The sequence below is a fragment of the Actinocrinis puniceicyclus genome, assembly GCF_018283645.1.
Lineage (GTDB): Bacteria > Actinomycetota > Actinomycetes > Streptomycetales > Catenulisporaceae > Actinocrinis > Actinocrinis puniceicyclus.
In genome coordinates this window covers 1-24,826 of record NZ_JAGSXH010000047.1, presented here as the reverse complement: position 1 = coordinate 24,826, position 24,826 = coordinate 1, and the positions used below count along the sequence as shown (strand labels likewise).

General features: G+C 70.6%; 21 protein-coding genes. 12 read left to right on the top strand and 9 right to left on the bottom strand.

What is annotated here, in order from left to right; translation table 11 throughout:
• Positions 1-69: 69 nt before the first annotated feature.
• From KGA66_RS14755 to leuA, 4 genes are all read right to left on the bottom strand, one after another.
• The gene (locus tag KGA66_RS14755) at positions 70-894 is read right to left on the bottom strand and encodes an isoprenyl transferase (RefSeq protein WP_211468678.1); all 825 of its coding nucleotides are present in this window, start codon (positions 892-894) and stop codon (positions 70-72) included.
• Positions 895-904: 10 nt separating this feature from the next.
• Complete coding sequence (gene recO, locus KGA66_RS14750) at positions 905-1,666, bottom strand: DNA repair protein RecO (protein WP_211468677.1); 762 nt, start codon at positions 1,664-1,666, stop codon at positions 905-907.
• Between the two features lie 94 nt (positions 1,667-1,760).
• Positions 1,761-2,378 (bottom strand): tellurite resistance TerB family protein, encoded by a 618-nt coding sequence (locus tag KGA66_RS14745; RefSeq protein WP_211468676.1) that lies wholly within the window; start codon positions 2,376-2,378, stop codon positions 1,761-1,763.
• 120 nt (positions 2,379-2,498) lie between these two features.
• Complete coding sequence (gene leuA / locus KGA66_RS14740; RefSeq protein ID WP_211468696.1) at positions 2,499-4,184, bottom strand: 2-isopropylmalate synthase; 1,686 nt, start codon at positions 4,182-4,184, stop codon at positions 2,499-2,501.
• 406 nt (positions 4,185-4,590) lie between these two features.
• On the opposite strand from leuA, the gene KGA66_RS14735 reads away from it, so the two are divergent.
• Positions 4,591-5,715: a GNAT family N-acetyltransferase gene (locus KGA66_RS14735; RefSeq protein WP_211468675.1), complete on the top strand. Its 1,125-nt coding sequence runs from the start codon at positions 4,591-4,593 to the stop codon at positions 5,713-5,715.
• A gap of 54 nt (positions 5,716-5,769) precedes the next feature.
• On the opposite strand, the gene era is transcribed toward KGA66_RS14735, so the two are convergent.
• Entirely contained in the window at positions 5,770-6,927 is a 1,158-nt protein-coding gene (gene era / locus KGA66_RS14730; protein ID WP_211468674.1) for a GTPase Era, read from the bottom strand.
• A gap of 132 nt (positions 6,928-7,059) precedes the next feature.
• Between era and KGA66_RS14725 the strand changes: the two genes are divergently transcribed.
• Entirely contained in the window at positions 7,060-7,629 is a 570-nt protein-coding gene (locus KGA66_RS14725) for a Uma2 family endonuclease (protein ID WP_211468673.1), read from the top strand.
• Between the two features lie 57 nt (positions 7,630-7,686).
• On the opposite strand, the gene pgi is transcribed toward KGA66_RS14725, so the two are convergent.
• The gene (gene pgi, locus KGA66_RS14720; protein WP_211468672.1) at positions 7,687-9,342 is read right to left on the bottom strand and encodes a glucose-6-phosphate isomerase; all 1,656 of its coding nucleotides are present in this window, start codon (positions 9,340-9,342) and stop codon (positions 7,687-7,689) included.
• A gap of 137 nt (positions 9,343-9,479) precedes the next feature.
• Here pgi and KGA66_RS14715 point away from each other — a divergent pair, with 137 nt between their 5' ends.
• The 6 genes from KGA66_RS14715 (at position 9,480) to KGA66_RS14690 (ending at position 18,470) form a co-directional block, all read left to right on the top strand.
• A complete protein-coding gene (locus tag KGA66_RS14715; protein WP_211468671.1) occupies positions 9,480-10,355 on the top strand; it encodes a response regulator transcription factor in 876 nt (291 codons plus the stop codon).
• 125 nt (positions 10,356-10,480) lie between these two features.
• A complete protein-coding gene (locus tag KGA66_RS14710; protein ID WP_369015875.1) occupies positions 10,481-11,557 on the top strand; it encodes a HAMP domain-containing sensor histidine kinase in 1,077 nt (358 codons plus the stop codon).
• A 419-nt stretch (positions 11,558-11,976) separates the two neighbouring features.
• Positions 11,977-15,816, top strand: a complete 3,840-nt coding sequence (locus KGA66_RS14705; RefSeq protein WP_211468670.1) for a multifunctional oxoglutarate decarboxylase/oxoglutarate dehydrogenase thiamine pyrophosphate-binding subunit/dihydrolipoyllysine-residue succinyltransferase subunit — start codon at positions 11,977-11,979, stop codon at positions 15,814-15,816.
• Positions 15,817-15,992: 176 nt separating this feature from the next.
• Positions 15,993-16,175 carry a DUF6104 family protein gene (locus KGA66_RS14700; RefSeq protein ID WP_211468694.1) on the top strand — a complete coding sequence of 61 codons (183 nt, stop codon included), beginning with the start codon at positions 15,993-15,995 and terminating at the stop codon, positions 16,173-16,175.
• Between the two features lie 163 nt (positions 16,176-16,338).
• On the top strand, positions 16,339-17,379 hold the full coding sequence (locus tag KGA66_RS14695) for a DUF4097 family beta strand repeat-containing protein (protein ID WP_211468669.1): 1,041 nt from the start codon (positions 16,339-16,341) through the stop codon (positions 17,377-17,379).
• Positions 17,376-18,470, top strand: coding sequence for a PadR family transcriptional regulator (locus KGA66_RS14690; protein ID WP_211468668.1), 1,095 nt, complete (start codon positions 17,376-17,378; stop codon positions 18,468-18,470). The genes KGA66_RS14695 and KGA66_RS14690 overlap by 4 nt, the downstream gene beginning before the upstream one ends.
• Before the next feature lie 102 nt (positions 18,471-18,572).
• On the opposite strand, the gene KGA66_RS14685 is transcribed toward KGA66_RS14690, so the two are convergent.
• Positions 18,573-19,532: a zinc-binding dehydrogenase gene (locus KGA66_RS14685; protein WP_211468667.1), complete on the bottom strand. Its 960-nt coding sequence runs from the start codon at positions 19,530-19,532 to the stop codon at positions 18,573-18,575.
• Positions 19,533-19,649: 117 nt separating this feature from the next.
• Positions 19,650-20,855 (bottom strand): NAD(P)-dependent malic enzyme, encoded by a 1,206-nt coding sequence (locus KGA66_RS14680; RefSeq protein WP_211468666.1) that lies wholly within the window; start codon positions 20,853-20,855, stop codon positions 19,650-19,652.
• A gap of 613 nt (positions 20,856-21,468) precedes the next feature.
• Here KGA66_RS14680 and KGA66_RS31610 point away from each other — a divergent pair.
• Positions 21,469-22,035: a CGNR zinc finger domain-containing protein gene (locus KGA66_RS31610; protein WP_211468665.1), complete on the top strand. Its 567-nt coding sequence runs from the start codon at positions 21,469-21,471 to the stop codon at positions 22,033-22,035.
• On the opposite strand, the gene sodX is transcribed toward KGA66_RS31610, so the two are convergent.
• A complete protein-coding gene (gene sodX / locus KGA66_RS14670) occupies positions 22,013-22,378 on the bottom strand; it encodes a nickel-type superoxide dismutase maturation protease (RefSeq protein ID WP_211468664.1) in 366 nt (121 codons plus the stop codon). The genes KGA66_RS31610 and sodX overlap by 23 nt on opposite strands.
• Before the next feature lie 93 nt (positions 22,379-22,471).
• Here sodX and sodN point away from each other — a divergent pair, with 93 nt between their 5' ends.
• The 3 genes from sodN to KGA66_RS14655 all read left to right on the top strand — a co-directional run bounded on the left by sodN (position 22,472) and on the right by KGA66_RS14655 (position 24,673).
• Positions 22,472-22,885, top strand: coding sequence for a superoxide dismutase, Ni (gene sodN, locus KGA66_RS14665; RefSeq protein WP_246507845.1), 414 nt, complete (start codon positions 22,472-22,474; stop codon positions 22,883-22,885).
• Between the two features lie 304 nt (positions 22,886-23,189).
• Positions 23,190-23,588: an ATP-binding protein gene (locus tag KGA66_RS14660; protein ID WP_211468663.1), complete on the top strand. Its 399-nt coding sequence runs from the start codon at positions 23,190-23,192 to the stop codon at positions 23,586-23,588.
• A gap of 149 nt (positions 23,589-23,737) precedes the next feature.
• Positions 23,738-24,673: an RNA polymerase sigma factor SigF gene (locus tag KGA66_RS14655; RefSeq protein WP_438822045.1), complete on the top strand. Its 936-nt coding sequence runs from the start codon at positions 23,738-23,740 to the stop codon at positions 24,671-24,673.
• Positions 24,674-24,826: the final 153 nt, after the last annotated feature.

The window sequence follows — 24,826 nt, the reverse complement described above, 5'->3', positions numbered from 1 at the left end:
TCCGGGCACATACCATTACGGACGGTTGACCCCAAAACCAGGCCAAACGTCCTCAGACCACGGCGCCGTTCACGCGACGGCATTGGGCAGGGCGCCGCCGAACCGGCGGTCCCGCTCCGCGTAGATCTCGATGGCGCGCCACAGGTCTCGCCGGTCGAAGTCCGGCCAGAGCGTGTCCAGGAACACCATCTCCGCGTACGCGGCCTGCCAGAGCATGAAGTTCGAGATGCGCTGCTCGCCGGAGGAACGCAGGAACAGGTCCACGTCCGGCAGATCCGCTTCGTCGAGGTAGCGGGCGAGCGTGCGCTCGTCGATCCGGTTCGGGTTCAGCTTCCCCGCGACCGCGTCGCGCGCCATGGCCGCCGCCGCGTCCGCCAACTCGGCGCGGCCGCCGTAGTTGACGCACATCGTCAGCGTGAACCGTTTGTTGTCTCTCGTGCGCTCCTCGGCCATCTCCAGCTCCTCGATGACCGACTTCCACAGCCGCGGCCGCCGACCCGCCCAGCGGATGCGCACCCCGAGCTCGTCCATCTCATCGATACGGCGACGAATGGTCAGCCGGTTGAAACCCATCAGCCAGCGCACCTCGTCCGGCGAGCGCTTCCAGTTCTCGGTGGAGAACGCGTACGCGCTGATGTGCGTCACGCCGATCTGCACCGCGCCCTCGACAACGTCGAACAGCGACTTCTCGCCCTCCTCGTGGCCTTTGGTGCGCGGCAGGTTGCGCGCCTTGGCCCAACGCCCGTTGCCGTCCATCACGATCGCCACGTGCCTGGGCACCAGCTCGGCCGGGATCTTCGGCGGTTCCGCGCCGTCCTTGTGCGGCTTCGGGTCGCGGTAGGACCGCGGGCCGCGCGGGGCGGCCGGATAGCCGCCGTGGTTCTTGCGTCGCACTTGACTTTCCTTACCGTTCCACCAGTTTCAGCGACCGTAGTCCTCGCTCGACGTGCCATTGCAGGTAGGCCGCCACCAGGCCGCTGCCTTCCCGCCTGTGCCGCTCTTCGCTCGCGTCCGCGGTCCGCCACTCGCCGGCGAGCAGCGCCCCAAGCAGGTCAAGCGTGGGGCGCTGCGGTACGGCACAGGCCGGTGGCTTGCAGTTCGGGCACACCACTCCCCCGGCGGCCACGGCGAAGAAGCGCCAGGGCGCATCCTGCGTGGGCTCCGCTCCGCACTGGGCACAGTCGTAGAAGGAGGGTGCGTAACCCGCCACGGCCAGCGAACGCAGTATGAAGGCATCGAGCACCAGGCCCGGCGCGTGCTCTCCCGACGTCAGCGCGCGTAACCCGCCGAGCAGCAGCAGGTACTGCTGGACGGCCGGCTCGCCCTCGGCGTCGGTGAGCCGCTCGGCGGTTTCCAGCATCGCGGTACCGGAGGTGTAGCGGCTGTAGTCGTTCACGATCCGCTCGCCGTACGGCGCGATCGTCTCAGCCTGGGTGATCAGGTCGAGCGCGCGGTTGCCCAAGGGCTGATGGCGCCGCGAGAAGACCTGGAAGTCCACGTGCGCGAAGGGTTCGAGCCGGGCGCCGAACTTCGAACTGGTGCGCCGCACGCCCTTGGCCACCAGCCGGACGCGGCCGTGCTCGCGGGTCAGGATCGTGATGATCCGGTCCGCCTCACCCAGCTTCTGGGTGCGCAGGACGATCCCGTCGGCGCGATGCAGGCTCACCCGCTGATTCTCGCACGCCGTTCACGGCCTGCGGCCCTTCTGCACCCAACCTCCACAACCCCGGCGCGCGGCGCACGGCCCCTGGCGGGCGGCGTCACGCGCGGGCGGCCTGCTCGGCAACGGAGATGACCCCGGCGGTGTGCGTCGCGGTCATGCCGAGGGATGCGCCGGTGGAGACCAGAACCTGACGCTCAAGGTCCGTCAGCGGGCCGTCGGCCAGGGCGACCCGCGCGGCCGCGCCGAGCAGCGACTCCTTGCCGGTGTCGGCCAACTGCGAGCCGAGCGCGGCGTAGAGCTGGGACAAGTCGCCGGGCACCACGTCCAGGTCGGCGCTGAGGTTCTCGTCGGCGTAGCCGGGCAGGCCGACCTTGCCGATCTCGTGGACCGCCGCCGCCCGGGCTGCGGGCGACTCGGTGGAGCCGGTGCGCAGCACGTGTACCACCGTGCCGCGGGCGGCGTCGATCAGCAGCGCCGACAGCTGGCCGGAGGTCGGGCGGTTCAGCACGTCCTGGGTGTACGAGGTCTGGCACACGCCGCAGCGGATCTGCTCGCCGAGGACCGAGGCCGGAATCAGCGGAATGTAGTACAGGTGGAACCAGCGCTTGGCCTGCCGGCGCTCGAACGGCCGGTCGCCGCCGCAGCGCGGGCAGAAGAAGGTGCCGCTGCCGAGCACCTTGAAACGGACCTTGAATCCCCAGATGAGGAAGAACACGGATTTACCCCCTAGCGCAGACGCTGATGGACCGCGCCCGAAGACGCGGTCCATCAGCGTATTGGTTCCCATGCCGCTGTGGGAACCCTGTGCCGCGGGTGCCCGGAAAAGCGGGCTGATTTACCGCACGGCGCGGTTGACCGCCGAGACGACGGCCTTGAGCGAGGCGGTGACGATGTTCGCGTCGATGCCTACGCCCCACAGCACCCGGTCCCCGATGGCGCACTCGACGAACGCCGCGGCCTTCGCGTCGCCACCCGCGGACAGCGCGTGCTCGGCGTAGTCCAGGAACCGCATCTCCACGCCGAATCCGGACAACACGCCGACGAACGCGTCGATCGGCCCGTTACCCGCGGCCTCGACCGTGTGCGAGGCGCCGTCGACGACCAGGTCGACCGAGAGGGCGTCCTTGCCGTCGGTGGTCGCCTCGTTGCGGTGCCCGGCCAGCCGGAAGCGGCCCCACGGGGCGTCATCCACGGGCAGGTACTCGTCGGCGAAGAGCGCCCACACCTCCTCCGGGCTGACTTCGCCGCCGTCCGCGTCCGTCTTGGCCTGGATGACCTGCGAGAACTCGATCTGGAGGCGGCGCGGCAGGTCCAGCTGATAGTCCGCCTTCATGATGTAGGCGACCCCGCCCTTGCCGGACTGCGAGTTGACCCGGATCACGGCCTCGTAGGTGCGGCCGACGTCCTTCGGGTCGATCGGCAGGTAAGGCACCGCCCACGGGATCTCGTCCACGCTCTTGCCGGCCGCGGCGGCGTCCCGCTCCAGGTGCTCGAAGCCCTTCTTGATCGCGTCCTGGTGCGAGCCGGAGAAGGCCGTGTAGACCAGGTCGCCGCCGTACGGGTGCCGCGGGTGCACCGGCAGCTGGTTGCAGTACTCGACGGTGCGCCGGATCCCGTCGATGTCACTGAAGTCGACCTGCGGGTCAATGCCCTGCGAGAACAGGTTCAGTCCCAGGGTTACCAGGCACACGTTGCCGGTGCGCTCGCCGTTGCCGAACAGGCAGCCCTCGATGCGGTCAGCCCCGGCCTGGTAGCCGAGCTCCGCGGCGGCGACGGCGGTACCGCGGTCGTTGTGCGGGTGCAGCGACAGCACGATCGAGTCGCGGTGCTTCAGGTGCCGGTTCATCCACTCGATGGAGTCGGCGTAGACGTTCGGGGTGGCCATCTCCACGGTCGCCGGCAGGTTGATGATCACCTTGCGGTCCGGGGTGGGTTGCCACACGTCGTTGACCGCGTTGCAGACCTCGACCGCGAAGTCCAGTTCGGTGCCCGTGTACGACTCCGGCGAGTATTCGAACAGCACCTCGGTCTCGGGCAGCTGGTCGGCCTGCTTCAGGCAGTGCCGCGCGCCGTCGACGGCGATCTGCTTGATGCCCTCGCGGTCCAACCCGAAGACGACGCGGCGCTGGAGGGTGGAGGTGGAGTTGTACAGGTGCACGATGGCGCGTTTGGCACCGCGGATGGCCTCGAAGGTGCGCTCGATCAGGTGGTCGCGGGCCTGGGTCAGGACCTGGATCACCACGTCGTGCGGGATCCGGTCCTCCTCGATGATCTGCCGGACGAAGTCGAAGTCGGTCTGGCTGGCCGCCGGGAAGCCGACCTCGATCTCCTTGTAGCCCATCCGCACCAGCAGGTCGAACATCTCCAGCTTGCGCGCCGGTGACATCGGGTCGATCAGCGCCTGGTTGCCGTCACGCAGGTCCACCGCGCACCAGCGCGGCGCCTTGCCGATCACCTTGTCGGGCCAGGTCCGGTCCGGCAGCGGGACCGGGGCGAAGGGTACGTACTTGTGGACCGGCATCCCGGTGGGCTGTTGCGCGGTATGGGGGTAACCGTCGTGCGTAGCGGAGGTAGCAGAGCTCTTCGTCGAGTGCTCGGTCATGTGCGGGGTCTCCATCGCCTGTCGAAAGGAAGCCGACCGGCGGAAAAGACGAAACGAAAGCAACAACCATCACCGCGGCAGGGGTGCCGGTCTGTGGTCTACAGACCCCCGCCGCGGCAGGTAAGAAGCAGCCGCTTGGCGTACATAGGACACCCACGGTAGCGGATCACACCGCGGCGCGGCCAATCCATCCGGCCGACGTCCACCATGCGGACAGGCCGCGCCCGCGGGCCGGGCCGCACGACGCGCCCCGATTCCTGCGCAACTCGCGTGTCCCCGGGCGTTTCTGCTGGCTCGAAGGCGGCGCACGCTGTGAGATGGGAATGTGCGCGCCCTCTTCGCTCAACCCGCCGCAGCCTGCCCGACCCGCGGGTGGCGGGTGACGGCGCTGGAACTGGGGCCGGGCGGGTTGGCTACGGCGCAGCTGTGCTGGCTGTTGGCCTGCCAGAACGCCGCCGACCTGGCCGACCGTCCCGGAGAGCCGCCGGTAAGCCCGGCCGAGTTGCGGGTTCTGCTGGTCCCGCCGTACCGCGGGCGCCGGGTGCTGTTCGCCGCGACGGACGAGGCCGGCGGCGTGGGCGGCTGGGCGTGGCTGGGCGTGTACGAAGCCTTCCACCGGGAAGTCGCGCACGCGGCGATCGTCGTGCACCCGTCCGCGCGCCGTTGCGGTGTCGGCTCGGCTTTGCTCGACGCGCTGGCGGACGCCGCCCGAACGTGGCACCGCTCGCGCCTGATGCTGGACGCGCCGCGTACGCGTGCAAGCGAGAACTTCGCGGCCCGGCACGGCATGTACGTCGCGAGTCGCGACCTGCGTTCCCGGCTGGACCTGCGCGGCCCGCTGTCGCGCGAGCGGACGGCCGCGATCGTGCACAGCGCGCAGGCGGTGGGCCGTTCCGGCTCGCACCGCCGGCACGCGCTGCCGCCGCGTCACGACGGCTTCGTGCCGCTTCACTGGAAGAGCCACTGCCCGGACGACTTCCTGCCGGGCTACATCAGGGCGCTCGACGGCCTGCATACCGTGCCTGCCGCAGCGATGGCCGCGTCCGCCACCGGGGCGCCGGCGCCCGATCCCGCGGCCGCGCAGTTCTCACCGTTCACCCCTGCCGAGGTGCGCCACCGCGAGCAGGCCGCGCTCCGCGCCGGGCTGCGCGAGTACACCGCGTGCCTGATCGACCGTGCCACCGGCTGCATTGCAGCGCTCTCCAGCGCTCACACGGCCGACGGCCTACGCGGCGAGCAGAACGAGACCGTGGTGGTGCCCGAGTACCGCGGCCTGGGCTTGGCGCTGCGGGTGAAGGCGCAGTTGATCGGGGAGTTGCTGAAGGCTGAGCCTTCGCTGACGATGCTGGACACCTACAACGCGGTGGACAATCACCGGATGCTGGCGGTGAACCGCCGCCTCGGCTTCCAACCGATCGCGACGCACGCCGCCTGGACGCTCACGCTCTGATGCGCGTGTCCCGCGCCGGGATGACCCGCCGGTGGACCGGCTCTCGTCCGGCCGTCAGAAACCCAGCCGCTGCAACTGCTTCGGGTCGCGCTGCCAGTCCTTGGCCACTTTCACGTGCAGGTCCAGGAACACCGGCGTACCGAGCAGCGCCTCGATCTGGAGGCGCGCGCGGGTGCCGACATCGCGAAGCCGTGCGCCTCCGGTACCGATGACGATCGCCTTCTGGCTCTGCCGCTCGACGTACAGGATCGCGTGCACGTCCAGCAGCGGCCGGTCCTTGGAGCGCCCCGCTCGCGGCTGCATCTCCTCCACGGTCACCGCGAGCGAGTGCGGCAACTCGTCCCGCACGCCCTCAAGCGCCGCCTCGCGGATCAGCTCGGCGACCATGACCTGCTCGGGTTCGTCCGTCAGCTCCCCGCCGGGGTACAGCGGCGGCGAAACGGGCAGCTGCGTGACCAGCAGATCGGCCAGCAGCCCGACCTGGTCGCCGGCCACCGCGGAGACCGGGACCACGTCGGCCCACTCGATCCCGACCTCCTTGCCCAGCTCGACCGCGGCGAGCAGCTGCTCGCCGACCGCCTGCTTGCCGACCGTGTCGATCTTGGTCACGATCGCGACCTTCGGCGTGCGGCGTACCTCGGCCAGTTGCCGGGCGATGTACGTGTCGCCGGGGCCGATCTTCTGATCCGCCGGGATGCAGAAACCGATGACGTCGACCTCGCTCCAGGTCGCGCGCACCTGGTCGTTCAGCCGTTCGCCGAGAAGCGTGCGCGGCCGGTGCAGCCCTGGAGTGTCCACGACCACGAGCTGGGCGTCGGACCGGTGCACGATGCCGCGCACCGCGTGCCGGGTGGTCTGCGGGCGCCCCGAGGTGATGGCGATCTTCGCGCCGACGAGCGCGTTGGTCAGCGTGGACTTGCCCGCGTTCGGCCGGCCGACGAAGCACGCGAACCCCGCGCGGTACCCCTCCGGCGTTTCCGTGTATGAGGTCGGAGTCGGCGAGTCCTCGACCCGTGCGCGCCCGGCCGCGGTCGGAGCGGGTTCAGCGGAACGCACCGAGTCGGCCGTCGTGCGCCGCTCCGCCTTCGCGATGGAGCGGTTGCGCCGCTGCTCGGCAGCCTTGCGGTCGGCGGCCCACTGCTGGGCGCTGCCCCGTGCGGCGTTGCGGGAGGCCTTGGCCCGGGGGCTGGAACTGCGGCGCGGCTCGGTCATGGCCGCCATTGTCCCGCATCCGGCGGGTCCGCACCGACAGGCCCGCATTCGCCCTGGCCAACGGCTCGGACGGCTGTCAGAGTGGATCGATAGACTGGCGGCCTCGGGGTGAGACCAATCGGAGGAGTCGGCATGAGCCTGACTACGGACCTGCTCAACAAGGTCATCGAGGAAGTGCTGCCGGATACCGTTCGAGCCGAGATCATCGACGGGGAACTCATCGTGAACGCCGCCACACCGTTCAACCGGCACGCTTTCGCAGTCAGCCATCTGAGGGACGCTATAGGGCTGGTTCCCGGCCTGATCGCGCTTGAGATGACCACTGTCTTCCTGCCGGCCACCGACGAGGAGTTCATTCCCGATCTTGCCTACTACCGGTATGACGAACTCGATCCCGATGTCTGGCTAAACCCGGCGAGTGCGCTCGTCATGGCTGTCGAAGTCGTCTCCGGCAAAGACAACGGCAACGCCGCCCGGCGCGATCGGGAGGACAAGGCCAGGGGGTATGCAGCATCGGGAGTGCCGCTCTATCTCCTGATCGACAAGCCGCGCAAGATGGCGCTACTGCAGTCGACGCCGCGCTACGTGCCGGACGCAAAGGCAAGCCGCTACTCCGTCACGATCAGAACGTCGTACGGCGAACTGCTGGAGCTTCCCGAGCCGTTCAACCGCACGATCGACACATCCATCTTCGAACGCTGACCACTGCGAGCGGCGCCGAGACGTTCCGGCGCCGCCCAACCGTCGTGCGTGCGAGCTCTACCGGCCACGCAGCCCGCGGTACCGCTCGATCAGGCTCGTGGTCGACGAGTCGTGCTCGCCGTGTGAGCCGCCCGCGCCGAGTTCGGGCTCGATCTTCTTCGCCAGCACCTTGCCGAGCTCCACGCCCCACTGGTCGAAGGAGTTGATGTTCCACACCGCACCCTGGGTGAACACCTTGTGCTCATAGAGCGCGACGAGTTGGCCGAGTACCGAGGGCGTCAGCGTCGGGGCGAGGATCGTGGTCGTCGGGTGGTTGCCCTTGAACACCCGGTGCGGCACGATCGCCGGATCCGTGCCCTCCGCCTCCACCTGCTCCCTGGTCTTGCCGAAGGCCAGCGCCTCGGTCTGGGCCAGGAAGTTCGCGGTCAGCATGTCCTGGTGCGCGCCGCGCGGGTCGGCCGCGGGAATCACCGGCTCGGCGAAGCCGATGAAGTCGGCCGGGATGATTTTCGTACCCTGATGGATGAGTTGGTAGTAGGCGTGCTGGCCGTTGGTGCCCGGCGTGCCCCACACGATCGGGCCGGTCTGCCAGGCCACCGGCTCGCCGTCGCGCTGGACGCTCTTGCCGTTGGACTCCATGTCCAACTGCTGGAGGTACGCGGAGAACCTGCTCAGGTAGTGGCTGTACGGGAGCACCGCATGGGTCTGGGCGTCGAAGAAGGAGCCATACCAGACGCCCAGCAGCCCGAGCAGCGCCGGCACGTTGCGCTCCAGCGGCGCGGTGCGGAAGTGCTCGTCGACGGTGTGGAAGCCGTCCAGCATCTCGCGGAACTGCTTCGGCCCGATCGCGATCATCAGCGAAAGGCCGATCGCCGAGTCGTAGGAGTAGCGGCCGCCGACCCAGTCCCAGAAGCCGAACATGTTGCGCGTGTCGATGCCGAACTTCGCCACCTCGGCCGCGTTCGTCGAGACCGCGACGAAGTGCTTTGCGACGGCCGACTCGTCCCCGCCGAGCCCGGCCAGCAGCCAGGCGCGCGCCGACGTGGCGTTGGTGACGGTCTCCACGGTGGTGAAGGTCTTCGAGGAGACGATGAAGAGGGTCTCGGCCGGGTCCAGGTCGCGCGTCGCCTCATGGAGGTCCGCGCCGTCCACGTTGGAGACGAAGCGGAACACCCGCGTGCGGTCCGAGTACGCGCGCAGCGCCTCGTACGCCATCGCCGGGCCCAGGTCCGAGCCGCCGATGCCGATGTTGACCACGTTGCGGATCGGCTTGCCGCCGTGTCCGTCGACCGCGTGGCCGGTCCACTCGCCCGAACGGACGCGGTCGGCGAAGGCGGCCATCCGGTCAAGCACCTCGTGCACGCCGGGTACGACGTCCTGGCCGTCCACCTCGATGTGCTCCGAACGCGGCGCGCGCAGCGCGACGTGCAGCACGGCCCGGTTCTCGGTCAGGTTGATCTTCTCGCCGCGGAACATCGCGTCGCGCAGGACCTCGACGCCGCGCGCGCGGGCGAGGCCCACCAGCAGCGCCAGCGTCTCGTCGGTGATCAGGTTCTTGGACAGGTCGACGGTCAGATCGCCGACCGGCAGCGTGTGCTTGCCCGCGCGCCGCGGGTCCGCGGCGAAGAGTTCCCGCAGATGCGTCGCGCCGAACTTCTCCCGGTGGTCCGCCAGGGCCTGCCACTGCTCGGTCTGGGTCAACTGCTGCGCCATCGGCGTCTCCTCGAACTGCGGTGTCGAAACCACTGATATCCACACGTCTTCTTCACTGCACCGCCGAACCTAACATCGGCCCGGCGCACTACGGGCCACGCCGCATCTGTTTCACGGCGGCGCCTAAGCTTCCCGACATGGACACACCCGTGCGCCGCCTGATCCTGGTCGTCGAGGACGAGCCGACGCTCGCGGACGCGGTGGTGGCGCGGCTGGCCGCGGCGGGGTTCGCCACGGTGCACGCCGGGGACGGGCCGGGGGCGATGGCCGCCGTGCGCGAGCACAAGCCGGACGCGGTGGTCCTGGACGTGATGCTGCCGGGCTTCGACGGCCTCGAAGTGTGCAGGCGCATTCAACGCGAACGGCCGACTCCGGTGCTCATGCTCACCGCGCGGGACGCCGAGCCGGATCTGCTGGCGGGGCTCGGTTCGGGCGCGGACGACTACCTGACCAAGCCGTTCTCGATGCGGGAGCTGATCGCGCGGGTGCAGGCGCTGCTGCGGCGGGTCGAGGTGGTGCGCGAACAGACGCTGGAGCACGCCCGCGGGCTCGATGAGGCGCAGGCGGCACGTTCGGTGCGGTTACGAGGGCACGCGGCGGCCGCGGGGCGCGGCGAGAGCCACGAGGAGCCGCGCGACGGGCGGCCCGCGCTGGAACTCGACCATGCGGCGCGGCGGGTGCGGGTGGACGGGACGGACGTGCACCTCACGCCGATCGAGTTCGACCTGCTCGGCTGCCTGGCACGCAAGCCGGGGACGGTCGCGTCCCGCGAGTCGCTGCTGGCCGAGGTGTGGGACTGGGCGGACGCCTCGGGGACCCGGACCGTCGACTCACATATCAAGGCTCTGCGTAAGAAGATCGGGGCGGAGTGGATCCGCACCGTGCACGGGATCGGCTACGCGCTGGAGGCCGAGGCCGACGGAGAGGCTGCTACGGCTACGGCCACGGCCACGGGGCCGGAAGCGGCCGGGGCGCCGCCGACGCCCGCGGACCCACCGCCGGAACGGCCGTGAACGGTCCGCGGCGGCGGCGGCGCGAGGAGCGCGATCCGGGCCCGCGGCAGGCCCGCGATCCGCGCCCTGGCGACCTGCCTGCCGGGGCGCCGCACGAGATCCCGTGGACGCCGGGCCTCGGCACGCTGCTCGCGCGCTTTCCGCGGTTGCGCCGGCTCTGGCTCGACCTGCGCCCGCTGGACCCGGTCCGCTCGATCAAGGCGAAGCTCGGGATCCTGGTGATCGCGAGCGTCACCTTCGCGGGCTCCTTTACCGCGATCGGCGTATCGATCGGCATCCGCGCGCGTTACGTCGTGCTGACCGCGATCGTGCTGTCGATGATCGTGACCCAGATCCTCGCGCACGGCATGACGTCCCCGCTGCGCCGGATGACCGCCGCGGCGCGCGCGATGGCCGCCGGGGACTACAGCCGCCGGATCCGCGCCTCGTCCCGGGACGAGGTCGGCGAACTCGCCGGGGCGTTCAACCAGATGGCCGCGGACCTCGGCGCGGCGGACCGGCAGCGCCGCGAGCTGATCGCGAACGTCTCGCACGAACTGCGCACCCCGATCTCGGTCCTGCGCGCCGTGCTGGAGAACGTGGTGGACGGGGTGACCGGGCCGGACGACGCGGTGGTCAAGGCCGCTTTGACGCAGACCGAGCGGCTCGGCCGGCTGGTCGAGGAACTGCTGGACCTCTCCCGGCTGGAGGCCGGGGCGGTACCGCTGGACCTGTCCGACTTCGCCGTCGAGCCGTTCCTGGCCCGCGCCGTGGGCGAGGCCGCGGCAGCCGCGCGGCCGGTGCGCTTCAGCCTGTCGGTCGAGCCGCGCGACCTGATCGCCCGGGCCGACCAGTCCCGGCTGCACCAGGTCGTCGCGAACCTGGTGGACAACGCGGCCAAGCACTCCCCTCCGGACGGCGTGGTACGGGTCGGCGCGGCCGCGCGGTGGGGCGGCGGCATCCGGATCGAGGTGGCCGACGAGGGGCCCGGCATCCCGGAGGGCGAGCGGACCCGCGTGTTCGAGCGATTCACCCGCGGGACGGACGGCGGCGGGCAGCCGACCGGCGGCGGCACCGGGCTCGGGCTGGCCATCGCGCGCTGGGCGATCGAACTGCACGGCGGCACGATCGAAGTCGCCCCGTCCAGCCGCGGCGCGCTGATCCGGGTCGAGCTGCCCGCCGATTCGCAACCGCCCGCCCGCCCAACCGCGTCCGGACTGTGAGACGGCGATCGAGACGACGCGTGGATTCGCACGGAATGCGGGCATGCGCGGTGCCGTTGAACCAAGGGTGAACGGCGAAGGTCGCGAACGCGGTCGGCCGGCCGGCCCGGCGCAGTGCGATGACTCGGCGCACACGGCTCCGCACGCCTCGTTCGCGGCTCATCCAGCTGTAGTCATTCCGGGCTATCCGGCTACCATCTTCCTGGGTGGTAAACGCGGTGGACAGTGTGATACTCGTCGCTGTTCAGCGCGACAAGCGGCGATCGGCCCGGAAAAGGGCGTAATCTGGATGACCGCTGCCCGCTGGGAGTTCCCGCAGGGCTTTATTCATGCATGCGGGCGCCCCACCTGGCATCCGGCTGTTCACCGGCACAGCCATAGAACACGGATCTACGAAGCGGAAGAGGGCGGAACCCGCCGTGTCGCCACAGTCCACGTCAGCGTCCACATCGACCTCGACAGAGCCGGCGCAGGGGGGCCCGAACCACCCCGCCGCGCACACAGCGGCCGAGTTCGGGCCCAACGAGTGGCTCGTCGATGAGATCTACCAGCAGTACCTGCGCGATCCGGCCTCCGTGGACAAGGCGTGGTGGGACTTCTTCGCCGACTACCAGCCGACCGACACCGCCGCCACCGCGGCGGCGGCGAGCACGCCGGCCACGAGCGCGCCCCAGCGCCCCAGCGCGCCGGCCCGGCAGGCCGCGGCCCCCGCTTCAGCCGCACCGGCGCCGACGGCAGGGCCGGCGGCACCCGCCGCGCCCACGCCCGCTGCCGAGCCGGCCACGCCCGCCGCGCCCGACGGCATCGCCGCCAAGCCGACGCCGGTCGCCGTCTCCCCGGCCAGCGGCGTGCCGCGCGACGCCGCGATCACCGCTCCGCCCGCCGCCTCCACGCCCGCCGGCGGCGGCTCGCAGACCACCGTGCTCAAGGGCCCGGCCGCCCGGGTCGTGTCGAACATGGAGGTCTCGCTCGAACTGCCGACAGCCACCTCCGTGCGCGCGGTCCCGGCGAAGCTGCTGATCGACAACCGCATCGTGGTCAACAACTTCCTCAAGCGCGCCCGCGGCGGCAAGGTCTCCTTCACCCACCTCATCGGCTTCGCGATGGTGCAGGCGGTCAAGGCCATGCCGGCCATGAACGCCTCTTACGCCCAGGTCGACGGCAAGCCCGCGGTGGTCACCCCCGAGCACGTCAACCTCGGCCTGGCCATCGACGTGACCAAGCCGGACGGCTCGCGCTCGCTGGTGGTGCCCTCGATCAAGGCCGCGGAACTGATGGACTTCCGCGAGTTCTGGCAGTCCTACGAGGACATCGTCCGCAAGGCGCGCAACAACAAGCTGACGGCGGACGACTTCGCCGGCACCACGATCTCGCTGACGAACCCGGGCGGTATCGGTACCGTGCACTCGGTGCCGCGCCTGATGAAGGGTCAGGGCGCGATCCTCGGCGTCGGGGCCATGGAGTACCCCGCCGAGTACCAGGGTGCGAGCGAGGAGACGCTGTCGCGCCTCGCGGTGAGCAAGGTCATGACGCTGACCTCCACCTACGACCACCGCATCATCCAGGGCGCGCAGTCCGGCGAGTTCCTGCGCGCGATCCACCGGCTGCTGCTGGGCGAGGACGGGTTCTACGACAAGGTCTTCGAGTCGCTGCGCATCCCGTACGAGCCGGTGCGCTGGATCCAGGACATCCCCGCCTCGCACGAGAACGACATCAGCAAGACGGCGCGCGTCATCGAGCTGATCGACTCCTACCGCACCCGCGGGCACCTGATGGCGGACACCGACCCGCTTGAGTACAAGCAGCGCCGCCACCCCGACCTCGACGTGGTGTCGCACGGGCTGACCCTGTGGGACCTGGAGCGCGAGTTCGCCACCGGCGGCTTCGGCGGAAAGCCGCTGATGAAGCTGCGCGACATCCTCGGGGTGCTGCGCGACTCGTACTGCCGCACCGTCGGCATCGAGTACATGCACATCCAGGACCCGGAGCAGCGCCGCTGGATCCAGTCGAAGGTGGAGGCCGGCAACGCCAAGCCGACCCGCGAGGAGCAGTTGCGCATCCTCAACCGGCTCAACGCGGCCGAGGCGTTCGAAACCTTCCTGCAGGTCAAGTACGTCGGCCAGAAGCGCTTCTCGCTGGAAGGCGGCGAATCGGCGATCCCGCTGCTGGACCAGATCATCTCCGCGGCCGCCGAGCAGGGCCTGGACGAGGCCGCGATCGGCATGCCGCACCGCGGCCGTCTCAATGTCCTGACGAACATCGTCGGCAAGCCGTACGGCAAGGTGTTCAGCGAGTTCGAGGGCAACCTCGACCCGAAGTCGATGCACGGCTCCGGCGACGTGAAGTACCACCTGGGCACCGAGGGCACCTTCACGGCGCTCTCCGGCAAGCAGATCAAGGTCTCGCTGGTGGCCAACCCCTCGCATCTGGAGGCGGTGGACCCGGTCCTCGAAGGCTACGTGCGGGCCAAGCAGGACATCATCAACAAGGCCGGCACCGCCTTCACCGTGTTGCCGATCCTGATGCACGGAGACGCCGCGTTCGCCGGACAGGGCGTGGTCGCCGAGACGCTGAACATGTCGCAGCTACGCGGGTTCCGCACCGGCGGCACGATCCACCTGGTGATCAACAACCAGGTCGGCTTCACCACCTCGCCGGTCTTCTCGCGCTCCTCGGTGTACGCGACCGACGTGGCGCGCATGGTCGAGGCGCCGATCTTCCACGTCAACGGCGACGATCCCGAGGCGTGCGTCCGAGTCGCCCAGCTGGCCTTCGAGTTCCGCCAGTCGTTCAACAAGGACGTCGTGATCGACATGGTCTGCTACCGGCGGCGCGGGCACAACGAGGGCGACGACCCGTCGATGACCCAGCCGCTGATGTACCAGCTGATCGAGGCCAAGCGCTCGGTGCGCAAGCTCTACACCGAGGCGCTGATCGGCCGCGGCGACATCACCCTGGACGAGGCGGAGGCCGCGCTCAAGGACTACCAGTCGAAGCTGGAGCAGGTTTTCGCGGAGACCAAGGACAGCGCGCCGAAGACGGACGCGTCGTCGCTGACCTTCAACGGGCACACCGAGGACGGCGTGCCGTTCCCGGTTCCGGTGAGCACCGCGATCAGCGACGAGGTGGTCAAGCGGATCGTCGAGGTGCACGTCAACCTGCCCGAGGGCTTCGAGGCGCACCCGCGCGTGGTGCCCCAGCTCCAGCGCCGGGCGCAGATGGTCACCGACGGCACGATCGACTGGGCGATGGGTGAGACCCTCGCCTTCGGCTCGCTGCTGATGGAGGGCGTGCCGGTCCGTCTCACCGGCCAGGACTCGCGGCGCGGCACCTTCGTCCAGCGGCACCACGTGATCGTGGACCGGCACTCGGCCAAGGAGTACACGCCGCTGTCGTACCTGTCCGAGAACCAGGCCACGTATTCGGTGTACGACTCGATGCTCTCCGAGTTCGCCGCGATGGGCTTCGAGTACGGCTACTCGGTGGCCCGTCCCGGGGCGCTGGTGCTGTGGGAGGCGCAGTTCGGCGACTTCGGCAACGGCGCGCAGACCATCGTGGACGAGTTCATCTCCTCCGGCGAGCAGAAGTGGGGCCAGCACTCGGGCGTGGTACTGCTGCTTCCGCACGGATACGAGGGTCAGGGACCGGACCACTCCTCGGCCCGGATCGAGCGGTACCTCCAGATGTGTGCCCAGAACAACATGACCGTGGCGATGCCGTCGCTGCCGTCCTCCTACTTCCACCTGCTGCGCTGGCAGGCGCACAACCCGGCGCACAAGCCGCTGGTGGTGTTCACGCCGAAGTCGATGCTGCGGCTGAAGGCCGCGGCCTCCTCGATCGAGGAGTTCGCCCACCGCGGCTTCCAGCCGGTGCTCGGTGACGCCGGCGTGCAGCCCGAGGCGGTGCGGCGGATCCTGGTGTGCTCCGGCAAGGTCTACTGGGATCTGGCCGCGCGCCGCGGCAAGCAGGCCATCACCGACACGGCGATCCTGCGCGCCGAGCGGCTGTACCCGCTGCCCGCGGCTGAGTTGCTGGCGGAGATCGGCAAGTACCCGGCCGGCGCCGAGGTGCGGTGGGTGCAGGAGGAGCCGGCAAACCAGGGCGCCTGGCCGTTCATCGCGCTGAACCTGCCGGCCGAACTGGGCGGGCGAGCGCTGACCTGTGTCTCGCGCCCGGCCTCCTCCTCGCCCGCGGTCGGCTCGGCCAAGCGGCACGAGGTGGAGCAGCACCGGGTGGTGGAAGAGGCATTCGCCGACTGAGCGGCGCCCCGGCGACGAACGCGGCCCCGTCCGATCCGGACCGGGGCCGCTTCCTCGTCCGCCCGGGCGGACGCGGGTGCGCACCGCGCGGCGGATGCGCGCGGCGGATGCGCGGCATGGGGAAGATCGGCGCACGAGAAGAGCACGAAGACCGGATCTGGAACGGAGCACCACCGGTGTACTTCACCGACCGCGGCATCGAAGAGCTCGACGATCGGCGTGGCGAGGAAATGGTCTCACTCGCCTGGGTCGCCGAGCGGCTGCGCGAGTTCGTCGACCTCAACCCGGAGTTCGAAACGCCGATCGAGCGGCTGGCCACGTGGCTGGCGCGGCTGGACGACGCGGAAGAGGACGACTGACCAGCGCGGCACCCCCGCCGGCCGCAGAGGGCGTTTCCGCACGTCGCGGCGGCCGGGCGGCGGCGGTCGCCGCCCGTGGCTTGACTTCCCGGCAACGCGATATATCGTGGTTTTACAGAGACGCGATACATCGCGTCCCTCGGAATGCGGGAGGGCCGCGTAGATGCCAGAGAGCTGGAAGTTGGAGCACCCGGACCAGGTGGCCCTGGGTGACGGTGTGCGTTCGGTGCGCCTGAGCGCCGTGGCCGGTCGAGTCAACCTCATCGGCAAGGACGGCCCGGCCACGCTGGAGGTGACCAAGCTGAGCGGACCGCCGCTCCAGGTCGAGCTGTCGGACAGCGGCGAGCTGGTGGTGCGGCACGGCGAGTACGCCAGGCCGCAACTGTTCCAGTGGCTGCTGGCCGGCAAGCGGATGGAAGTCGAGCTCTCGCTCGCGCTGCCTCCGGACGCGCTGGTCGACGTCAGGGTCCTGTCCGGCCCGGTCGTGGTGTCGAACTTCCACGAGCGCGTCTCGGTCAAGGGCGTGTCCGGCGAGGTGACGCTGGCGGGCGTGCACGGCGAGGCGCGCGTCTCGACCGTGTCCGGGGCGGTGACCGCCGAGCAGGTGACCGGCGACCTGGCGGTCAAGGCGGTCTCCGGTGCGATCACGGTGATCGCCGGGGCGGGCGGCGCGATCGACCTGTCCGCCGTGTCGGGCGCGATCGCGCTGGACCTTGAGCAGCCGGTGCCTTCGTCGGTGAAGCTGCAGTGCGTGTCGGGGGCGATGACCGTCCGGCTGCCGCACGACCCCGATGTGCGCGTGGACCTCGGCACCGCGAACGGACGGGCCGTCAGCTCCTTCCCCGAGGTGCGCGCCAGCGGTATGCGCGGCTCGCAGAAGCTGACCGGCACGGTGGGCGGCGGAACCGCGGTGCTGACCGGCAAGACGGTCTCCGGCTCGGTGACGCTGCTGCGACGCAGCGCCGACGAAGAGCCCTGGGACGTGCTCGTCGAGGACGAGCGGCCCGCCGCCCGGCAAGACCCGAAGGACGCCGTCCCCGAGGACGCGGTACCTGGAGGCGACACGGCGCAGGGCGGCGCATCTCAGCCGCACGACGCCGGCGGTCCGGGCGGACAGCACGACGGCACGCACGCCGACGCGACGGACCCGGCCGGGACCGGCACGGACGGCGAAAACGGCGAGAACAGCGAGGAAGCGCGATGACCCCTGTCTTCGGCCACGGCCGGCTACGGCTTTACCTGCTCAAGCTGCTGGAGGAGAGCCCGCGGCACGGTTACGAGATCATCCAGCAGTTGCGTGAGCGCTTCGCGGGGCTCTACGCGCCGAGCGCCGGCACGGTTTACCCGCGCCTGGCCCGGCTGGAATCCGAGGGCCTGGTGCGGCACGAGACGGACGGGGGCCGGAAGGTCTACCAGATCACCGAGGCCGGACGTCGCGAGCTGGCGGCGCGCGCCGAGGAACTTGAGGCGCTGGAGAGCGAGATCCGCGACTCGGTCAACGATCTGGCCGAGGGCATCCGCGACGAGGTGCGCGAGTCCGCCCGCACCGTGCGCGAGGAGCTGGAGGCGGAGGCCCGTGAAGCGGCGCTGCAGGCCGCGCGCGAAGCCTCCGAGGGCCCGGCCCGCGCCGGAACCGGGGCCGGCTCGGCCGCGGGTGCGGGCCCGCGGCCTGGCGCCTGGGGCCCGGGCGCGCCGTTCGACTGGCGCTCGATGCCCGGGGGCCCGCCGCCCGAGTCTGCGGACTGGGACCGGGACCAGTGGCGCGACTGGAAGCGCGAGCAGCGCGAGCAGTGGCGGGACTGGAAGCGCGACCTGGGCGGGCAGCGCGAGCAGTGGAAGGACTGGCAGCGCGCCTGGAAGGAGCAGTGGGCACGCCAGTGGAAGGAGCAGTGGGAGGAGCAGTGGGCCCGGCAGCGCCAGGGTCAGCCGCCGGGACCGCCGTGGGCCTGGCTGTTCGGCGGCGCGCCGTTCTGGGGTCACGAGGAGGGCGGCACGCGGGAACGGGCCGACCAGCCCCCCGCGGGCGAGCCGCAGGACGCGGTGCCCGGTCAGCCGGGCGGCGGCAAGAGCGGCGGCCGGCGCCCCTTCGACTGGGAGGTGTTCGGCCCGCAGCTTCGAGACCTGTTCGAGGGCGTGCGCCGGGACGCCGGCCCCTTCTTCGACAGCCTGCGCCGCCACGGACCGCTGTCCGAGACGCAGAAGGCCGAGGCGAAGGCGATCATCGACCGGGCGGTGGCGGACCTGCGGAACCTGTTCGAGGGACCGCACGACCGCGGCCCCGGCGACGCGGCCTGATCCCGGCAGCGTCCTGATCCCGGCGTCGCGACCCGGCTCGTAACGCGCCTGTGCCCCGCCGGATCCGTTCCGGCGGGGCACAGGCGCGTCGCGTCCCGTGGATCAGACCGTGAAGACGATCTTGCCGATGAGGTCGCCGGTCTGCATCTTCGCGAAGCCGTCCGCGGCCTGCGCCAACGGCAGCACCGAGTCGATGACCGGGCGCACCCCGGAGACCTCACAGAAGCGCAACAGCCCGGCCAGTTCGTCGCGCGAACCCATGGTCGAGCCGACCACCCGCAACTGGTGGAAGTAGACCCGGGTCAGCGCGGCCGGCGGATTGGGTCCCGAGGTCGCCCCCGAGATCACGATCGTGCCCTCCTCGCGCACCGAGGCCACCGAGTGTGCCCAGGTCGCCGCGCCCACGGTCTCCATCACCGCGTCCACCCGCTCCGGCAGTCTCGCCCCGGACTCGAACGCCCGGTGCGCGCCGAGTTCGAGCGCGCGTGCGCGTTTCTCCTCGGAGCGCGACGTAGCCCATACGCGGTACCCCGCCGCGCGCGCGAGCACGATCAGCGCCGTGGCGACCCCGCCGCCCGCGCCCTGCACCAGGACCGTGTCGCCCGGACGCGTCCCCGAGCGCGTGAACAGCATCCGATAGGCCGTCAGCCACGCGGTCGGCAGACAGGCGGCCTGCTCGAACGAGAGCGCGGCCGGCTTGGGCAGCAGGTTCCACCGCGGCACCGCCACCCGCTCGGCGAAGGTGCCCTGATAACGCTCCGTCAGAATCGTTGGCCGCTCACCATCGGCGACCCCGCGCCCCGCCTCGCCGACGACGGCGTGTACGACCACCTCGTTGCCGTCCTCGTCGATGCCGGCACCGTCGCAGCCGAGGATCATCGGCAGCTGCGCCCCGGACAGGCCGACCCCGCGCAGCGACCACAGGTCGTGATGGTTGAGGGCGGCCGCGCGCAGCCGGACCGTGGTCCAGCCCGGGGGCGCCTCGGGTTCCGGGCGCTGCGCCAGCGCGAGGCCCTTGAGCGGCTCGTCCTTGTCGATGGCAGCGGCGTAGACAGCGAACATGCGCCTCACCCTACCCACCGGTAACCGAGGCGGCCACCGAGTAGGACCAGCGTCACAGCCGAGGCCGCCGACAGAAGGCTCAGGCTCTCGCACTCGATCGTCTCGCGCGCGGCGGGCTCAGCCGCGCGCGACCCCCGCCTCCCGGGCCGCCTGCGCCACGGCCGCGGTGACCGCGGGCGCGACCCGCGGGTCGAAGGGCGACGGGATCACGCACTCGGGCGAGAGCTCGTCGGCGACCACGGCGGCCAGTGCGTCGGCGGCGGCCAGCTTCATCGACTCGGTGATCTGCGCGGCGCGTACCGACAACGCCCCGGCGAACACCCCGGGGAAGGCCAGCACGTTGTTGACCTGGTTGGGGAAGTCCGAGCGGCCGGTGGCGACCACGGCGGCGTATTTGCGGGCCACGTCCGGGTGGATCTCCGGATTCGGGTTCGCCATCGCGGTGATGATGCAGTCCCGCGCCATGGTGGCGACCGCGGACTCGGGCACGGTACCGGCCGACACGCCGATGAACACGTCCGCGCCGGCCAGCGCCGACTCAAGGCTGCCGCTGAGCCCGGCGCGGTTGGTCAGCGCCGCAAGCTCGCGCTTCACCGGGTTCAGGTCCTCCCGGCCGGCGTCCACGATGCCCTTGGAGTCGGCGACCGCCACGTCTCCGATGCCCGCCTGCACGAGGATCTTCGCGATGGCCACCCCCGCCGCGCCGGCGCCGGAGATCACCGCGCGCAGCTGCGCGAGCGTGCGGCCGGTGACCGTGGCCGCGTTGCGCAGCGCCGCGAGCAGCACGATCGCGGTGCCGTGCTGGTCGTCGTGGAAGACCGGGATGTCCAGCCGGTCCCGCAGCCGCGCCTCGATCTCGAAGCAGCGCGGGGCGGAGATGTCCTCCAGGTTGATCCCGCCGAAGGCCGGAGCGAGCCGGGCGATCGTCTCCACCAGCTCGTCCACGTCCGTGCAGTCCAGGCAGATCGGGACCGCGTCCACGCCGCCGAAGTGCTTGAACAGGATCGCCTTGCCCTCCATCACGGGCAGCGCGGCAAGCGGGCCGATGTCGCCGAGGCCGAGCACGGCGGTGCCGTCGGTGACCACGGCCACGGTGTTGGACTTCCAGGTGTAGTCGAGCGCCAGCTCGGGACGCTCGGCGATCGCGGTGCACACCTCGGCCACACCCGGGGTGTACGCGAGCGAGAGGTCGTCCCGGTCGCGCAGCGGCACGGTCGCGGCGACGGCCAGCTTGCCGCCGCGGTGCAACGCGAACACGGGATTGCCGGCGGACTCGGGCGAGCCACCGGGCGCGGGCTGGGAGGAGGGGAACTGCCCAGGCATGGGGGGAGCATCCTTCGGTCGGCTGGGTGTCCCCGCGGTGCGCACCAGGACGATCGGGTGAGCGGGCGAACCGCCCACCCGGCGGTGCTGCGCCCGTCGAGGCACCGGGAGGGTGGAGGGTGCGGCCGACCGCCGAGACGCGCGCGAGGGTGGAGATGCGCGGCCGAGGCCGACCGATAACCGTTGGTGTCCGGTCGCTGTGGTCATTGTGACACCGCGGGCCAGCCGGCTGAGGGTGACGAACCGGGCCTGCCGATGCGGAATCACACGGCCCGGTGCGCAGGGCGCCGGGCTGGACTCTTACGGAAACCCTACGCCGCCGCGGCAGGGAGTTTCCAGGGAATGACTCAGTCCGTGATCCTTCAGACGGTGTGATTTTCGGCAAATAGGCATGATCACGACGGGTTTTACCGGACGGCCCGCACGGCTGTAACCCGCGCCCGCAGCGCTGATCCGGGCAATCCGTAGGCTTGCCAAGCCCGCATAGAGGCGTACCGTAACGGCAAGTCCGCTCCCGCGAGCCGCGAATCGCGTACGGTAAGCACGCGGGTACGAACCGCCGACCCGTCCCACACGCCATTACCGTTCGCATGACAACACCGAGGTCAACGCAGTGGAACTTGCCTCCTACGCGGACCGCGCCGTACAGCTGGTGAATACGGCCGATCCGTACCGCGACCAGGACCGCCTTACGACGGTCGATGACGCACGGGCGCTGCTGTCCCGTCAAGGCGCCTGCGGACGGCTCTCCCACGCAGACCTGGTCGAGCTGCGATCGCTGCGCCACCGACTGCGGGTCGTGTTCGACGCGGTGGAGGCGGGAGACCCGCAACAGGCCGTGGCCGTGCTGAACCAACTGCTGGAGCAGTATCCGATCAGGCCCCAGATCTCCGGGCACGACGATACGGACTGGCATCTGCATCTGGCCGAGGGCGCGCCATCCACGGCGGCCGCGTACGGCGCGAAGGCGTGCATGGGTTTGGCCGTGCAAGCCACCGAGGTCGGCATGGACCGGCTCGGCGTGTGTCAGGCGGCACCGTGTCGCGATGTATTCATCGACACCTCGACGAACCGCTCTCGGCGCTACTGCTCCGAGCGCTGCGCGACCCGGGCGAACGTCGCCGCGTACCGGGCGCGCCGCCGGGAGGCCGCGCTGGCTACCTCCGGCGTCGCGACCTGAACAACCGGCCGGCGCCGCTTCGCCGCACCGCCCTCGGCGGCCAGAGCCGCGCGAGCACCCGCCCGATCACCAGTTCGTCGGGCACTGCGCCGAACTGGCGGGAGTCCCCCGGCGCGTAGGGGTTGTCCGCGAGCAGCCACCAGCCGCCGTCTTCGCGCCGTGCGATCCGCTTGAGCAGCACCAGTTGCGGATCGCGCGGATCGCGGGCGAGCACGACGTCTCCCGGACCGACCGGCGCGCCGTAGCGAACCAGCAGCCTGTCGCCGTCGTAGTACGCCGGCACCATGGACGCACCGGAGACGCGCGCCAGACCGAATGGGGCCGAACCGGTGACAGCGCTCACAGCACGCGATGATCCCATGCTCGGCGGCACGGGTGGGTGCGGAGTAGGCTCGGACACGGACCGAACCGTAGAGGACCGAAGGGGACATCCCTCATGAAGCTGTCACCGATGCGCATCTTCGCCCCAAGGCTGACCGCGTACGCACACTGCGACCTGCCGTGCGGCGTATACGACCCGGCGCAGGCCCGGATCGAAGCGGAGTCGGTCAAGGCGATCCAGGAGAAGTACCAGGGCAACGAGGACCCGACCTTCCGCACCCGCGCGGTCCAGATCAAGGAGCAGCGGGCCGAACTGGTCAAGCACCACCTGGAGGTGCTGTGGGCGGACTACTTCAAGGCCGCGCACTTCGAGAAATACCCGCAGTTGCACGGGCTGTTCAACGACGCGGTCAAGGCCGCCGGCGCGAGCGGCGCGAAGGGCTCGAACGACCCGGCCACCGGTCAGCGCCTGCTCGATCTGATCGCCGAGATCGACAAGATCTTCTGGGAGACCAAGCAGGCCGCCTGACCTGCGATCTGCGGCCTCTGCGACGGCCGGGGCGCCGGGAACCGCCCGGCCGTCCCGGCCGTTGTCCACACCGGGGTGGCGCGGCTGTGGAAAAGTGCCCGGACGTATCAGTGTTGCGAGGCGACAGCGGTCACCCGTTGGAGGTACTTTCTTCTCACAGCAGGGTGCGGCTGCATACGATGCGTGCGGTCGGCGTGGGGCAGATTGCCTGGCACGGACGCGGGAGGCAGACACAGTGGACCAAGACGCGGTTGGACGGACACAAGCCGCTTCAAGGCTGGGCTCGGCGGGAGGGGCGACCGCGGTGGAGGATCGCGACTTCGTGGAGGTGCGCATCCCGGCCGTCGGAGCCTATCTGTCCGTGCTGCGCACGGCGACCGCGGGTCTGGCCGCACGGCTGGACTTCACCCTGGACGAGATCGAGGACCTGCGGATCGCGGTCGACGAGTCCTGCGCCATGTTGCTGCAGAAGGCGGTCGAGGGCACGAGCCTGACGTGCCGTTTCGACCTGGCGGGCAGCGCGTTGGCGATCACGGTCTCGGCGCCGACCTCGGATGGCAGGCCGCCTGCCCGCGACACGTTCGCCTGGACGGTGCTGACCGCCCTGGCCGGCGAGGTGGACGCGGTGACCGCCGAGGACGGGCGAACGGTGGCGATCACCATGGTCAAGCGGCGCGACGGCCTGGAGAAGGCGGCAGAGTGACTACCGCGCACACCCCGACCACCCCGGCGCCCGGCGGCGCCCACCCCGGCAGCGTGGACTCGCACGCCCTGGACGCCGAGTCCGCGGACCTCAGCGGTACCGACGTGGAAGCTGCGGACATGGACGCTGCGGACATGGACGCTGCGGACATGGACGCTGCGGACGTGAACGGCGCGGAGGTCGACGGCGCCGCGGTCAACGGCGCGGACGTCGACGCCCTGGAAGGCGACGGCGCCTTCGAACTTCCCGCCGCCGAACCGGAAGCCGGTGCGGTGCGCACCCCGCACCAGGGCACGCATCAGAGCACCCCGCGCAGTTCGGCGCACGCCGCCGCGCACGCCGAGGCCCGCGAACTGTTCCGCCGGATGGCCGAGCTCACCCCGCAGGACCCGGCCCGGGCGCAGATCCGCGATCGGCTGGTGCGCATGCACCTGCCGCTGGTCGAGCATCTGGCCCGGCGCTTCCGCAATCGCGGCGAACCGCTCGACGACCTGACCCAGGTGGCCACGATCGGCCTGATCAAGTCGGTGGACCGGTTCGACCCGCAGCGCGGTGTGGAGTTCTCCACCTACGCCACTCCCACGATCATCGGGGAGATCAAGCGGCACTTCCGGGACAAGGGCTGGGCCGTGCGCGTGCCGCGTCGGCTGCAGGAGCTGCGGCTGTCGCTGACCGCGGCGACCAGCGAACTGTCCCAGCGCAACGGTCGCTCCCCCACCGTGGGCGAGCTCGCCGGGCACCTGGGCCTGTCCGAGGAAGAGGTGCTCGAAGGGCTCGAATCGGCCAACGCTTACTCAACGCTGTCGCTCGACGTGCCTGAGTCCGGCGACGACGAGTCCCCGGCCGTGGCCGACTCGCTCGGCAGCGAGGACGAGGCGCTGGAGGGCGTGGAGTACCGCGAATCGCTCAAGCCGCTGCTGGAACAGCTGCCGGCGCGCGAGAAGCGGATTTTGCTGCTGCGCTTCTTCGGCAACATGACGCAGTCTCAGATCGCCGACGAGATCGGCATCTCGCAGATGCACGTCTCCCGGCTGCTCGCCCGCACGCTCGCGCAGTTGCGCGAGAAGCTGCTGGTCGACGAGTAAAGGGCGGCGCGGCGCGCGCGGCGGTCAGGGCCTGGAAATGAACGACACGCTCATTCGGGCGGTTCGGTCGCAATCAGGTCGTAGTTCCACTCGCCGTGGAACTCGTGTGGTCTGACGTGCCGCTCCTTCAGCAGTCGCATCTCGCGGTCGCTG